At 62.8% G+C, this 12649-nt stretch carries 14 protein-coding genes; 3 read left to right on the forward strand and 11 right to left on the reverse strand.

Features of this window, described 5'->3' with window-relative positions; genetic code table 11:
• Positions 1-76 precede the first annotated feature (76 nt).
• The gene (locus ACQ4MS_RS09020) at positions 77-1501 is read left to right on the forward strand and encodes an FAD-binding oxidoreductase (protein WP_431099114.1); all 1425 of its coding nucleotides are present in this window, start codon (positions 77-79) and stop codon (positions 1499-1501) included.
• Positions 1502-1508: 7 nt separating this feature from the next.
• Here ACQ4MS_RS09020 and ACQ4MS_RS09025 read toward each other — a convergent pair whose 3' ends face one another.
• The 10 genes from ACQ4MS_RS09025 to ACQ4MS_RS09070 all read right to left on the reverse strand — a co-directional run bounded on the left by ACQ4MS_RS09025 (position 1509) and on the right by ACQ4MS_RS09070 (position 9883).
• The gene (locus tag ACQ4MS_RS09025; protein ID WP_431099115.1) at positions 1509-1766 is read right to left on the reverse strand and encodes a hypothetical protein; all 258 of its coding nucleotides are present in this window, start codon (positions 1764-1766) and stop codon (positions 1509-1511) included.
• A gap of 119 nt (positions 1767-1885) precedes the next feature.
• Positions 1886-2824: a ParB/RepB/Spo0J family partition protein gene (locus ACQ4MS_RS09030; RefSeq protein ID WP_431099116.1), complete on the reverse strand. Its 939-nt coding sequence runs from the start codon at positions 2822-2824 to the stop codon at positions 1886-1888.
• A gap of 15 nt (positions 2825-2839) precedes the next feature.
• The gene (locus ACQ4MS_RS09035) at positions 2840-4180 is read right to left on the reverse strand and encodes a serine hydrolase domain-containing protein (protein WP_431099117.1); all 1341 of its coding nucleotides are present in this window, start codon (positions 4178-4180) and stop codon (positions 2840-2842) included.
• A complete protein-coding gene (locus tag ACQ4MS_RS09040) occupies positions 4177-4761 on the reverse strand; it encodes an RBBP9/YdeN family alpha/beta hydrolase (protein WP_431099118.1) in 585 nt (194 codons plus the stop codon). Before ACQ4MS_RS09040 ends, ACQ4MS_RS09035 begins: the two co-directional genes overlap by 4 nt.
• A gap of 95 nt (positions 4762-4856) precedes the next feature.
• The gene (locus tag ACQ4MS_RS09045) at positions 4857-5627 is read right to left on the reverse strand and encodes a ParA family protein (RefSeq protein ID WP_431099119.1); all 771 of its coding nucleotides are present in this window, start codon (positions 5625-5627) and stop codon (positions 4857-4859) included.
• Positions 5628-5654: 27 nt separating this feature from the next.
• The gene (locus ACQ4MS_RS09050; RefSeq protein ID WP_431099120.1) at positions 5655-6281 is read right to left on the reverse strand and encodes a LysE family transporter; all 627 of its coding nucleotides are present in this window, start codon (positions 6279-6281) and stop codon (positions 5655-5657) included.
• A gap of 176 nt (positions 6282-6457) precedes the next feature.
• Positions 6458-7117 carry a 16S rRNA (guanine(527)-N(7))-methyltransferase RsmG gene (gene rsmG / locus ACQ4MS_RS09055; protein ID WP_431099121.1) on the reverse strand — a complete coding sequence of 220 codons (660 nt, stop codon included), beginning with the start codon at positions 7115-7117 and terminating at the stop codon, positions 6458-6460.
• Positions 7117-9102 carry a tRNA uridine-5-carboxymethylaminomethyl(34) synthesis enzyme MnmG gene (mnmG, locus tag ACQ4MS_RS09060; RefSeq protein ID WP_431099122.1) on the reverse strand — a complete coding sequence of 662 codons (1986 nt, stop codon included), beginning with the start codon at positions 9100-9102 and terminating at the stop codon, positions 7117-7119. Before mnmG ends, rsmG begins: the two co-directional genes overlap by 1 nt.
• Before the next feature lie 44 nt (positions 9103-9146).
• Entirely contained in the window at positions 9147-9644 is a 498-nt protein-coding gene (locus ACQ4MS_RS09065; RefSeq protein ID WP_431099123.1) for a type II toxin-antitoxin system VapC family toxin, read from the reverse strand.
• Positions 9638-9883: a type II toxin-antitoxin system Phd/YefM family antitoxin gene (locus ACQ4MS_RS09070; RefSeq protein ID WP_431099124.1), complete on the reverse strand. Its 246-nt coding sequence runs from the start codon at positions 9881-9883 to the stop codon at positions 9638-9640. Before ACQ4MS_RS09070 ends, ACQ4MS_RS09065 begins: the two co-directional genes overlap by 7 nt.
• Before the next feature lie 101 nt (positions 9884-9984).
• Between ACQ4MS_RS09070 and ACQ4MS_RS09075 the strand changes: the two genes are divergently transcribed.
• Positions 9985-10575: an NADPH-dependent FMN reductase gene (locus ACQ4MS_RS09075; RefSeq protein ID WP_431099125.1), complete on the forward strand. Its 591-nt coding sequence runs from the start codon at positions 9985-9987 to the stop codon at positions 10573-10575.
• Positions 10576-10613: 38 nt separating this feature from the next.
• On the opposite strand, the gene metC is transcribed toward ACQ4MS_RS09075, so the two are convergent.
• Positions 10614-11765, reverse strand: a complete 1152-nt coding sequence (gene metC / locus ACQ4MS_RS09080) for a cystathionine beta-lyase (RefSeq protein ID WP_431099126.1) — start codon at positions 11763-11765, stop codon at positions 10614-10616.
• A 109-nt stretch (positions 11766-11874) separates the two neighbouring features.
• Between metC and ACQ4MS_RS09085 the strand changes: the two genes are divergently transcribed.
• Positions 11875-12627, forward strand: a complete 753-nt coding sequence (locus ACQ4MS_RS09085; protein ID WP_431099127.1) for an AraC family transcriptional regulator — start codon at positions 11875-11877, stop codon at positions 12625-12627.
• The last annotated feature ends 22 nt before the right edge of the window (positions 12628-12649 follow it).

The raw sequence follows: 12649 nt of genomic DNA on the forward strand, positions 1-12649 counted from the left end.
CCGGGGGGCTTGCCCCGGGTCTTGCTGGCAGGAACGACCGACAAGTCGTAAACTGTGCCACCGACCCGGAGACACGATGAACGCCCCCCTGCCGCAACACCTGCTTCCCGAAATCTGCCAGCGCGAAACACCTGCGGCACTGATTGATGCGCTGAAAGCGCGCTTCTCCGAGCGCTGCTCCACCGCCCTGGTGGTCCGCGAGCAACATGGCCGCGACGAGTCCTCGTTTGCGGCACCTCCACCTTCCGCCGTGGTGTTCGCCGAAAGCACGGCCGACGTGGCCGATGCGGTCAAACTGGCCAGCGAATTCAACGTGCCGGTGATTCCCTTCGGTGTAGGCACCTCGCTCGAAGGCCACCTGCTGGCCGTGCAGGGCGGCATCAGCATCGACGTGAGCCGCATGAACAAAGTGCTGGCTGTCAACGCCGAAGACCTCACGGTGACGGTACAGGCCGGCGTCACACGCAAGCAACTCAATGAAGAAGTCAAAAGCACCGGCCTCTTTTTCCCGATAGACCCGGGCGCCGATGCGACCCTGGGCGGCATGAGCGCCACGCGCGCCAGCGGCACGAATGCCGTGCGCTACGGCACCATGCGCGAGAACGTGCTGGCGCTGGAAGTCGTCACCGCCGACGGCAGCGTCATTCGCACCGGCACACGCGCCAAGAAATCATCGGCAGGCTACGACCTGACGCGCCTCATGGTCGGGAGCGAAGGCACGCTGGGCGTGATCACTGAAGTCACCGTCAGGCTGTACCCGCTGCCCGAAGCCATCTCCGCCGCCGTGTGCTCTTTTCCGAGCATCGAAGCAGCCGTGCGCACCACCATCGAGATCATCCAGCTGGGAGTTCCCATTGCGCGGGTGGAGCTCATCGACCACAACACCGTGCGCATGGTCAACGCGCATTCAAAACTCACGTTGCGCGAAGAACCCATGCTGCTGATGGAGTTCCACGGTTCCCCCGCCAGCGTGAAAGAGCAGGCCGAGCTGGTGCAGGAGCTTGCCAGCGGCCACGGCGGCAATGCCTTTGAATGGGCCAGCACGCCGGAAGAGCGCACGCGCCTCTGGACAGCACGGCACAACGCCTACTTTGCGGCCATCCAGTCGCGCCCCGGCTGCCGCGCGATCTCTACCGACACCTGCGTGCCGATTTCGCGCCTGGCCGATTGCCTGCTGGAGTCCGTGGCAGAAGTCGATGCCAGCGGCATCCCCTACTTCCTCGTCGGCCATGTCGGTGACGGCAACTTCCACTTTGGCTATCTGATCGACCCAACGATCCCGAAGGAGCGTGAGATCGCCGAGGCCCTGAACCACAAGCTGGTGAGCCGCGCGCTGGCACTCGAAGGCACCTGCACCGGCGAGCACGGTGTGGGTCTGCACAAGATGGACTTCCTGGTCACGGAAGCCGGTGATGGCGCAGTCGGCATGATGCGCACCATCAAGCGCGCGCTCGACCCAAAGAACATCATGAATCCGGGCAAGATTTTTTCACTGTCCTGAACACTTCTTACAAAGCTCCCTTGTCGCCCGTGTCAGTTTTGCGGGCTCCGCGAATGTTCATGGCAGCCAGGCAGAACTGCAGCGCGATCAAGGCATAGGCTTGGGCGTGCCAGCCCCAGGCCACCCATAGCAGATTGCTCAGCAGGTAAACCCAGAACCCCCAATGGCGTTTGCGTTTGCTATTGGACCCCACCAGCCAGGCGGCCGTCACTGTGACCGCCATGGCGGGCCACTGGAGCAGGTTCAGGATTTCCATAGTGAGCATTGCGGCTGCATGCCGCTATGGTCGGCGCCGCAGGCAAGGGCCCGCCCGCGGCACAAGCGCAATTTTCCGTAGGACAGTTCCGGGCGCTGTGAAGGCAGTGGGGCGAAGCGCCCCCTCTGCTACTTGCCGCCGCGCAGCCGTTCGATCAGGCCGTTGAGTTCATCCATCGACGAGAACTGGATCGCCACTTCGCCCATGTCTTCGCGACGTCCGTTGCGCTTGACCTGCTTCTTGACGCGCACTTCGACATCGGCCATCAGCAGGTCGGCCAGTTCTTCTTCAACGCGGCGGGTGTCGCGTGATTTTTCCTTGGTGGCTTTTTGCGGCTTCAGCGAAAATTCGGCGCTGAGTTTTTTGACCAGGTTTTCCGTTTCGCGCACCGACATTTTTTTGGCTGCGATCTGGTTGGCCGCGGTGATTTGCGTTGCGCGGTCCAGGCCCAGCAAGGCGCGCGCATGGCCCATGTCCAGGTCGCCAGCCATCAGCATGGTCTGCACAGGGTCGGCCAGGTTCAGCAACCGCAGCAGGTTCGAAGCTGCGCTGCGCGAGCGGCCCACGGCCTGCGCGGCCAGCTCATGCGTGAGGCCGAATTCCTTGACCAGGCGCTGCAGGCCGTGGGCCTCTTCCAGCGGATTCAGGTCTTCACGCTGGATGTTTTCAATCAGCGACATCGCGGCGGCGGACTCGTCGGGCACGTCGCGCACCAGCACCGGCACGCTGTCCAGACCGGCCAGTTTCGCTGCGCGAAAGCGCCGTTCGCCGGCGATGATTTCGTACTTGCCGTCGTTGCTGCCCGAGGTCAGGCGACGTACCAGGATGGGCTGCATGATGCCCTGCACCTTGATGGACTCGGCCAGCTCATAAAGCGCGCCTTCATCCATGCGTGTGCGCGGCTGGTACTGGCCGGCGACCATGTCTTCAAGGCGAAGCGATGCCGGCAGGCCCGGGCTGTTGGCCGTGCTGCTGGCGTTTTCCGCATCGGTGGCGGTTTCGCTAACCTTGGGGCCGAGCAGTGCTTCGAGTCCGCGGCCTAAGCCCTTGGGTTTTTTGGTGACCATGGTTTTGTCTTTCTTTCAATTCGTCAGATTCGTTGTTGCAAGCTGGGGCGAAAGATCGCCGCCCAGCGACTGCAGCACGCCGCGCCAGAGGGCGTCGCGCTCTTCATAAGGTTGTACGTTCTGTTTGCCGCTGGCGTGCTCCCAGACCGAGGTGAGCACCATCACCACGCCGGTGGAAGGCTGCACGTACACGGTCTGGCCGTGGATGCCCTGCATGGCAAACGTTCGTGCCCTGAAGGGCATCAGCCAGAACTGGTAGCCATACCCAAAATAGGCGGTGGCAGTGCGCGGGCGGAAGGCCGGCGGCTGGCGCGCGGGGTCTGTCGCGTCGAGGAGGTAGTCGAGCGGCACGACCTGCACCGCACCCGGCTTGCCGGTGGCCTTGTCGATGGCGCGGCCGTCGTTGGCCAGCAGCTGGCCCAGGCGGGCCCAGTCGCGCAGACTGGCGTTGAAGGCGCCGTAGGCTTGCTCCTGCCCGTCGACTGAGATGCGCCAGAACGCATCGTGTTCGGCGCCCATCGGTTGCCACAGCCATTCGGTCGTGAGCACGGCCAGGTTCTTGCCCGTGGCGCCGGCCAGGACCCGACCCAGCACATCGGTCTCGGCGCTGGCGTAGACAAATTTTTCACCGGCGGGCGAATGACGGCCGGTGATGGAGCGCAGCACGTCGACCGGCTTGTCGCTTCCGGGCGCACCCGCAGCAGCGCGCGAGAAACGTGAGATGTCGTCTTTGCCGTCGTAGCGCTCGGTGAAGGTGAGACCTGAACTCATGCGCAACAGCTGGCGAACCGTGGTCGCGCCGTAGGGGCTGCCCGCAAGGTCTTTGGCGTATTTTTCGGCGGGATCGTCAAGCGATGCGATCAGCCCCATCGAGGCCGCCTTGCCGATGAGCAGCGACGTCACGCTCTTGGCCATGGAAAACGATAAAAAGCGCGCGTCGTCCTTGCGGCCGTAGCGATAGTGCTCGGCGATGATCTCGCCGTTTTTCAACACGATCAAACCGGTGGTGCGCTGGCGGTCGAGGTAGTCGGTCAGCGCGTAACCGGCGCCCTTGTAGCGATACGCCAGCGGCGCAGGCGTTGCCGCGCGCGGCAGCGGACTGGCCTGAGCCGCGCGCGCAACGGTACGTGCCTGCAGGCCAGGCACCTTGTCAAGCGCCGACCAGGAACCCACGCGGTAAGGTTCGATGTACCAGGTGCTGAGGCTACCGATGGGGTAAGCGTTGGCCTTGTTGAGTGCGGCTTCGTCGGGCTCGGCCCGCAGCGCAGGGCTCGTCACTGAAGCCAGCACCACCACAAATACCGGTGCGATTCGCAACCATGGCGAGCGCCGTCCATCGTGGGAAAGACATCTCATGGCTGGGGGGTCATCTTCGGTGAAGGGGCAATGGCCGGGGAGGTCAGCTCCTTGAGCTGCAGCAAACGCAAATAGGCTTCAGGCCAATCACCAAGTCCGCTTTCCGCATTGAGGTGGCCGCGTGGGCCGGCGTCCACGAAGGTGGAGCCCCAGGCCGCGGCGAATTCCCGCGCACGGCCCATTGCACAGAAGGGGTCGTCGCTGCTGGCAAAGACCACGCTCTCAAACGGCAGTTTGTCCAGCGGCACCGGCGCCCAGCTGGGTAGCATCTCGCGCACATCTTCGCGGTCGACGTCGGGCGGAGCCACCAGCAGCGCGGCTTTGACGCGGTGAATATTTTTTGAGTGCCCGGCCCAGGCCGCCACCAGCATGCAGCCGAGGCTGTGCGCCACCAGCACCGCGGGTTCATCGCAGGACAGCAGTACATCTTCCAGCCGCGCTGTCCAGTCGCCCCGCAGCGGATGCATCCAGCTGTGCTGCTCCACGCGGGTGTAGCCGTCGGCCTCTTCCCACAGCGTTTGCCAGTGGCCAGGGCCGCTGCTTTTCCAGCCGGGAAGAATGAGGACGTTGTCGGGTTTCATGGAAAGAACAATCGGCTTGCTATGATTTTAATAGCTGCTTGCGCCCGTTTCTATTGGGCTACAGGCACATTTACTTGTTAAAAAGGCTTCTGCAGTCACATCGCCTTGATGCGATCCACCATTTCTTCGGCAAACGTGATGAACGCCTGCGCGCCCCTGGAAGCCGGGTCGAACACCACGCCGGGCAGGCCGTAGCTGGGCGCCTCAGCCAGACGCACATTGCGCGGAATCACAGTATTGAACACCTTGTCGGCGAAGTGCTCCTTGAGCTGGTCGCTCACCTGCTGCTGCAGCGTGATGCGCGGGTCGAACATCACGCGCAGGAGGCCGATGATCTGCAAGTCCTTATTGAGGTTGGCGTGCACCTGCTTGATGGTGTTCACCAGGTCGGTCAGGCCTTCGAGCGCAAAGTACTCGCACTGCATGGGCACGATCACGCCGTGCGCGCAGCACAGGCCGTTCAGGGTCAGCATGCTGAGCGAGGGCGGGCAGTCGATCAGCACGAAGTCATAGTTGCTGTCGACTTCGGCCAAGGCAAGTTTGAGGCGTTTTTCGCGACGCTCGACATCGACCAGCTCGACCTCGGCACCGGCCAGCTCGCGGTTTGCGCCCAGCACGTCGTAGCCGCACTTCTCGCTGTGCACGCGCGCCTCGGCCACCGAGGCGGATTCGAGCAGCACGTCGTAGACCGTCATTTCCAGTTTGCGTTTGTCGACGCCCGACCCCATGGTGGCATTGCCCTGCGGATCCAGGTCAATCATCAGCACACGCTGGCCGACTTTGGCCAGGCCCGCAGCCAGATTCACCGTCGTTGTCGTCTTCCCTACCCCACCCTTTTGGTTGGCTACACAGAATATTTTTGCCATCAGCTTCTTCTAGTTGTTGTTGTGGAGTTACTTCGAGACAGCCAGCTTCAAGCCGAAGCCGATCAGGAAAACACCGGCCAGCTTGTTCAGGACCGCCGTGATTTTCGGGTTGGCGCGTATGCGCTCGGCCAGGTGGTAGGTAATCATCACCGAGGTCAGGCCGTACAGAAAGGTCAGCCCGGCAATCGTGGCGGCCATCACCGCAAAGGTTTTCAGGCCCTGGTGCTGGGCCGGATCGACAAACAGCGGGAAGAAGGCCATGTAAAAAACAATCGCCTTGGGATTGAGCAGGGTGATCAACAGCGCCTGGCGGAAGTAGTGGCGCGGCTTGATCTGCAGAATCGGCGCGTCGCCGGGTTTGGCCATCAACATCTTGATGCCCAGCCAGGCCAGGTAAATCGCGCCGACCCACTGGACGATATGGAAAGCCGTCGGGTAGGCCGCCATGATGGCCGATACGCCAGCCACTGCCGCCCAGAGCAAAACCTGGTCGCCGGCGATCACGCCAAAGGTCGCACCCATGCCGCCGGCAATGCCGCCTTTGCTAGTGGAGGTGATCAGCGCCAGGTTCCCGGGGCCGGGAATCAGCAAAAAGACAATGATGGCAACGACAAAAGCACCGTAATCGGCAATGCCGACGAATGAGCCCAACATGGAGGTTCTCCAGAAAGTAGAGAAAAAGAAGAGAAACTGAGTTTACGACAGGGGTACGCCATCGAAATGCCAAAGAAGGCCAATCAGACCCGATTCGGTGTCTGTGGCGCTTTCTTTTTGTGCCCGAACAACGCGCGAGGGTGAAATCAAACCCCGACTCACCGCTTCCGACCCGGTCAGGCGTCAGGCTTCACCCGAATCCAGACAATGCAGCGCTCGGCATCCAGCCCCGGAACGTGCAGTTGTTCCACGTGAAACACCTCGGCCTTGTCGGGCAGGACGGCAATTTCGTCGGCGGGGTGTTTGCCTTTCATGGCCATCCAGGCGCCTTGGGGCGCCAGCGCGTCGACGGACCAATTGGTGAAATCGGTCAGTGAAGCGAAAGCCCGCGAGCAGATCACCTCAAACGGCGTGGTGATGGTTTCGACCCGGGCGTGCAACCCCGAGAGGTTGGGCAGCTTGAGCGCCAGCGCCGCCTGTTTGATAAAGGCTGCTTTTTTGGCCACCGTGTCCACGCAGGTGACCGCCACTTCCGGGCAGCAGATGGCGATGACCACACCCGGAAGGCCGGCGCCGGAACCTACGTCCAGTAGCCGGGCGCCTTGCGTCAGCCCGGCTTTTTGCAGATGGCGGCGCAGCGGCAGTACCGCAGCCAGGCTGTCCAGCAGGTGGTGGGTCATCATTTCCGCGGGGTCGCGCACCGCCGTCAGGTTGTAAACCTTGGTCCATTTGCCAATCAGGTCCTGGTAATCCAGCAGTTGGCCGACTTGGGCGTCGCCCAAGTCCAGCTGCAGCGCCTTCAGGCCAGCGCGCAAATCCTGTTCACCGGCCCGCATCAGGCTTGGGCTTTTTCGGTGGAAGCCCCGGTTGCCTGAAGCGGAACCGTGTTTTTCCAGAGATTCTTTTTCAGGTGCACCAGCAGCAAAGACACGGTCGCCGGTGTGATGCCCGAGATGCGCGAAGCCATTCCCAACGTTTCGGGCCTGTGCTTGGCCAAGGTCTGGCGCGCCTCAAAGCTCAGGGCGGATACCTGTAGGTAGTCCAGGTCGGCCGGGAGTTTCAGGTTTTCGTAATGCGCGGCCCGCTCGACTTCGGTCTTTTGCAGGTCGATGTAACCGGCATACTTGGCGGTGATTTCGATCTGTTCGATCACGCTTTTGGCCATGTCGTCGCTGGCTGCGGCTTCGGCTGCCAGTTCGGGGTTGGCGTACTTGCCCTCCTCCAGCGACATCAGCCCGGCATAGTTCACGTCCGGGCGGCGCAACAGGTCGAGCAGGTTGTACTCGCGCTCAATCGACTTGCCCAGAACACGCTCGGCTTCAGCCACAGGCAGGTTGTTGGGATTGACCCAAATGGCCCGAAGCCGGGCTGTTTCACGTGAAACAGTGTCGCGCTTGCGGTTGAAAGCATCCCAACGGACATCGTCGACCAAGCCCAGTTCCCGGCCTTTTTCGGTCAGGCGCATGTCGGCGTTGTCCTCGCGCAGCATCAGGCGGAACTCTGCCCGGCTGGTGAACATGCGGTAGGGCTCAGTCACGCCCTTGGTGATCAGGTCGTCGACCAGCACGCCAAGGTAGGCTTCGTCGCGCTTGGGCAGCCAGGCATCCTTGCCCTGGCATCGCAACGCGGCATTGACGCCGGCGAACAGGCCTTGGGCCGCCGCCTCTTCATAACCGGTCGTACCGTTGATCTGGCCGGCAAAGAACAGGCCGCCAATCGCCCGGGTCTCAAAGCTCGACTTCAGCGCGCGCGGGTCAAAGTAGTCGTATTCGATGGCGTAACCGGGTCGCAGGATGTGGGCGTTTTCCATGCCGGCCATGGAGCGCACCAGCTCGTACTGGATGTCAAAAGGCAGGCTGGTCGAGATACCGTTGGGGTAGATCTCGTGGGTTGTCAGGCCCTCGGGCTCCAGGAAAATCTGGTGGCTGTCCTTGTCGGCGAAGCGGTTGATCTTGTCTTCCACGCTGGGGCAATAGCGCGGGCCGACACCGTCGATCTTGCCGGTAAACATGGGGCTGCGGTCAAAACCCGAGCGGATGATGTCGTGGGTGCGCTCGTTGGTATGGGTGATCCAGCAGGACATTTGCTTCGGGTGGGCAATGCCGCCGCCCATAAAACTGAACACCGGCACCGGGCCTTCGATACCACCGGGCATGCCGTCACCGGGTTGCTCGGTGCATTTGCTGAAGTCGATGCTGCGGCCGTCGATGCGCGGCGGTGTGCCGGTCTTGAGCCGGCCTTGCGGCAATTTGAGTTCTTTCAGCCGTGCCGACAGCGACACCGCCGGTGGGTCGCCCGCCCTGCCGGCCGAATAATTGTTGAGCCCGACGTGGATCTTTCCGTCCAGGAAAGTCCCTGCCGTCAGCACCACGGTGCGCGAACGGAACCTGATGCCGACCTGTGTGACTGCGCCGACCACACGGTCGCCCTCCACCATCAGGTCGTCGACGGCCTGCTGGAAGAGCCACAAGTTGGGCTGGTTCTCAAGCTTGCGGCGGATGGCCGCCTTGTACAAAATCCGGTCGGCCTGCGCCCGGGTGGCACGCACGGCCGGGCCCTTGGAGCTATTGAGGATGCGGAACTGGATGCCGCCTTCATCGGTGGCCAGCGCCATTGCACCGCCCAGCGCGTCCACTTCCTTGACCAGGTGGCCCTTGCCGATGCCGCCGATCGACGGGTTGCAGCTCATCTGGCCCAGGGTTTCGATGTTGTGCGACAGCAGCAACGTCTTGCAGCCCATGCGCGCCGAAGCCAAGGCAGCCTCGGTGCCGGCATGGCCGCCACCGACCACGATCACGTCAAATTCTTGGGGGTAAAACATATCCAACCTTTGGGTCTTGCGACCAGCTACTCACTATTAACTTCTTAGCTCTCGATAAGCTCGGTGGCCAGGCCCATGCCGCGCGCCACCTGCGCCTGTCGCCGGTCCGCCGTGACAAACAGGTCCACCCGGCTGGCCAGCGCGCTGCCTACATGCATGGCATCCATACCGCGCAAAGGGCCCTGCTCCATCGCGGCAAAAGCGAAACGCTCGACATGCGCGTCCAGCGGGACCAGCGTCATGTCGGCCACGTCGCGCTGCGCCGCTGCCCAGGCGCGGTCGAATTCCGGCGCCGGCAGGCTGCCGTCGCGCCGGCGCCTCAGCAGCGCAGAGGCCACCTCGGTCTTGCAATGGGCGGCCACCAGCAATTCGCTGGCCGTCTCGAACAGCATCAACACCCGGTCGCGCCCGGCTTCGCTCGCGTAGCGCTTGGTCAGGGCCGAAGCATCAAACATCAGCCGGGCTTCGCCGTCGCGCGCCACCACCCGGGAGGCGCTCCCTGCGGATTGCGCCACATAGGCCGCCTGCAAGCGCTTCACCATGGCGATTCATTCCGCTCATCCAGCACCGCCTGCGACAGCGACACGCCGGGCGGCAGGATGACCGGCTCAAAAGGGATTTTCCAACTGGGTACCTTGGCGACATCTTCCTCGGCTTTCAAAGGCACGAGTTCAGCCACCGGCTTGCCATGCCGGAGTATTCGGACGGTTTCGCCCTGCTCCACCAGATCAAGCATGGCGGATGCGTGGGCGCGAAATTCACTGAGGGCAATGGTGTGCATTTTGTACAAATTTCAATATTTTGTACATTTTAGCGGGTTCCTGCCTGCAAGGCGCTCAGCACGCAGTTTTTCACCATGCGGCCTGTGGTGAAATCAGCCGCATGAGCACCCCATCCAAACTCCTTGTCTTTGCCGGCAGCACCCGTCAGAACTCCTTCAACCGCAAACTCGCCCATGTGGCGGCCGCCCTGGCGCGCGCCAGCGGCGCCGAAGTCACCCATATCGAGCTGGCTGATTTTGATGTCCCGATGTACAACGCAGACCTCGAAGCCAAGGGCACGCCGCCCGACGTCATAAAGCTCAAGCAGCTGATGTTCGAGCACCCGGCCTGGATCATCTGCTCACCCGAATACAACGGCAGCTACACCGCCCTGCTCAAAAACACCATCGACTGGGTCTCCAGCCCTGTCAAGAGCGACCCGGCCTGGCACGAAGGCTTCAAGTCTTTTACCGGCAAGGTGGTGGGCGTGCTCAGCGCGTCGCCCGGCGCCCTGGGCGGCTTGCGCTCACAGAGTCACTTGGTACCGTTGCTGCTCAACGCGCAATGCTGGGTCGCGCCCAAGGCTTTTGCCCTGGGCCGGGCCGGCGCGGCTTTTGATGCCGAGGGCCAACTGCTCGATGAATCGCACTTAAAAAATGTGCAGGCCGTGATCGACCAGGTGCTGTTTGCCAGCCAGCGCCTGAACGGCTAAGCCGCCAGCCGTTTTCACCGCCGGTCGCCGCCGGGTGGTCAGATCCGGGCAAGCGCTTGCGCAAGATCACCACGCAAGTCTTCTCCGTGCTCCAGGCCGATGTGCAAGCGCACCAGCCGACCTTCATCGGGCAGCACGCTCAGGGTGCGCAAGTGGTGGGGGACCGCCGGCAGCACCAGGCTCTCGTAGCCACCCCAGCTGGTTCCCAGGCTGAAGAGCTGCAAAGCGTCGATAAAAGCCGTGAACGAGGTTTCGCTGCACGGCACCAGTTCAAACGTGAACGGCCCGGCCGCACCCGAAAACTGATCGCGCCACAGCGCGTGTCCCGGGTCAGATGCCAGCGCCGGAAACATGACGCGCTTCACCTGCGGCTGCTGTTGCAGCCACAGGGCGATGGCCATGGCGGTTTGCTGGTGGCGTTGCAGCCGGATCGCAAGCGTACGCAGGCCACGCAGTGCCAGCCAACACACATCGGGTGCCGCGTGCACCCCGCTGCGATCACAAAAGCTCCGGATGCCGGCAAGGTCGTCGAGCGAGCCGGTGATCAGCCCCAGCATCAGGTCCGAGTGCCCGTTGATGTATTTGGTGGCTGAATGGATGGCGATATCGACCCCGAGCGCATGCGCATCGAAAAAGACCGGGGTGCCCCACGTCGCGTCCGACGCCACCGGCACGCCCCGGCGGCGCGCTGCCGCGCATACCGCGCGCACGTCCAGCATTTCCATCGTCAGCGAAGCCGGCGCCTCGATATAGACCAGGCTGGTGTTGTCCCTCAGGTAGGACGTGATGTCTGCGCCTTCAGGGAAGTAGTCGACGGTGGTGCCCATCGGCACCAGGTCCCGGTCGCAGAAGGTTCGCGTCGGCCCATACACGCTCTCGTTCAACAGCAGATGTTTGCCGGGTCCCGCATGGGCGCTGAGAACCGCCACGATGGCGGAAAGCCCGCTCGCCGTAGCCAGGCAGGTTTGCGCACCTGCCAACGCCGCCATGGCGCGTTGCAGCTCAAAGGTTGTCGATGTACCGGACCGTCCGTAGCGCGGTGAGTCGAACACGGTCTGGTGATGCGCATGCTTGTAATCGGCCAGGGTCTCGAACACCACCGTCGACGCACGCACCAACGGCGGATTGATGGCCTGGGCGGCCCTCGCTGTTTCGCGGCCTGAGTGGGCAAGAAATGTGTCTGTGTGCATGATGGGAAAGAGGATGGGTTGCAGGGCGGGTTGCGATTGGCATTCATAATAGGACGGCATGTCGGAGCCTGAACGCCAACAAACATCGCCCAAGCGCCAAAATCACGGCTTGTGGGCAACCCTCGCGAAAACCCACCCGGCGGGCAGCACGCTGCCGCGGCATCAGCATCGGGCCGGCCAGCTCGTGTTTGCGACGCGCGGCGTGATGCTGGTCGAAACACCGCTCACACGCTGGACCGTCCCGCCGCAGCGCGCGCTGTGGATACCCCCGCACCATCCGCACGCCATCCAGGTGATCTCGGCCACCGAAATGCGCACCGTGTATTGCCAGCCGGTGCTGGTCGACCGCTGCGAATCTTTTGCGCGCCGCAATGAGGTGCATGCCGTGGCCGCCTCGCCGCTGATCAGGGAGCTGGTGCTCGGCCTGTTCGATGGCGGGTTCGACCACCCCACACGGGAGCTGATGGTTTCGCTGCTGCTGCACACGCTGCAACAGACGCCCAGCCTTCCGACGCACCTGCCTATGCCTTCCCATGACGGACTGCGGCGCGCTCTGATGCTGCTGCTGCAGACGAATCAATGGCAGCTTCCAATGCACGAGCTGGCCTCCGTGGCTGCGATGTCTGAACGCAGCTTTACCCGGCGCTTCACGGCCGAAGCGGGCCTGAGTTTTCGCGCCTGGCGGCAGCGCGCACGCATCATCACGTCGCTCGACCTGCTGGCCTCAAACACGCCCGTCAAGGCAATTGCACGTATCCTGCAATTCGAAAGCCCGACGGCCTACATTGCCTCGTTCCGCGAACTGCTGGGCTGCACGCCGAACACCTTTCGCCGGGACCCTCCAGGTCCACCTGCGCCCTAGCTCTTTCTTTTTTGCGTCACGA

Origin of the sequence: Polaromonas aquatica (assembly GCF_050626995.1) — a bacterium.
Lineage (GTDB): Bacteria > Pseudomonadota > Gammaproteobacteria > Burkholderiales > Burkholderiaceae_C > Polaromonas > Polaromonas aquatica_A.

Coding starts and splice junctions, on each gene's coding strand:
- ACQ4MS_RS09065 (WP_431099123.1), bottom strand. CDS start 9,644: ATGGTGAAGCGCTTGCAGGCGGCCTATGTGGCGCAATCCGCAGGGAGC.
- ACQ4MS_RS09035 (WP_431099117.1), bottom strand. CDS start 4,180: ATGAGATGTCTTTCCCACGATGGACGGCGCTCGCCATGGTTGCGAATC.
- ACQ4MS_RS09070 (WP_431099124.1), bottom strand. CDS start 9,883: ATGCACACCATTGCCCTCAGTGAATTTCGCGCCCACGCATCCGCCATG.
- ACQ4MS_RS09020 (WP_431099114.1), top strand. CDS start 77: ATGAACGCCCCCCTGCCGCAACACCTGCTTCCCGAAATCTGCCAGCGC.
- ACQ4MS_RS09040 (WP_431099118.1), bottom strand. CDS start 4,761: ATGAAACCCGACAACGTCCTCATTCTTCCCGGCTGGAAAAGCAGCGGC.
- ACQ4MS_RS09025 (WP_431099115.1), bottom strand. CDS start 1,766: ATGCTCACTATGGAAATCCTGAACCTGCTCCAGTGGCCCGCCATGGCG.
- ACQ4MS_RS09045 (WP_431099119.1), bottom strand. CDS start 5,627: ATGGCAAAAATATTCTGTGTAGCCAACCAAAAGGGTGGGGTAGGGAAG.
- ACQ4MS_RS09030 (WP_431099116.1), bottom strand. CDS start 2,824: ATGGTCACCAAAAAACCCAAGGGCTTAGGCCGCGGACTCGAAGCACTG.
- ACQ4MS_RS09075 (WP_431099125.1), top strand. CDS start 9,985: ATGAGCACCCCATCCAAACTCCTTGTCTTTGCCGGCAGCACCCGTCAG.
- mnmG (WP_431099122.1), bottom strand. CDS start 9,102: ATGTTTTACCCCCAAGAATTTGACGTGATCGTGGTCGGTGGCGGCCAT.
- rsmG (WP_431099121.1), bottom strand. CDS start 7,117: ATGCGGGCCGGTGAACAGGATTTGCGCGCTGGCCTGAAGGCGCTGCAG.
- ACQ4MS_RS09050 (WP_431099120.1), bottom strand. CDS start 6,281: ATGTTGGGCTCATTCGTCGGCATTGCCGATTACGGTGCTTTTGTCGTT.
- metC (WP_431099126.1), bottom strand. CDS start 11,765: ATGCACACAGACACATTTCTTGCCCACTCAGGCCGCGAAACAGCGAGG.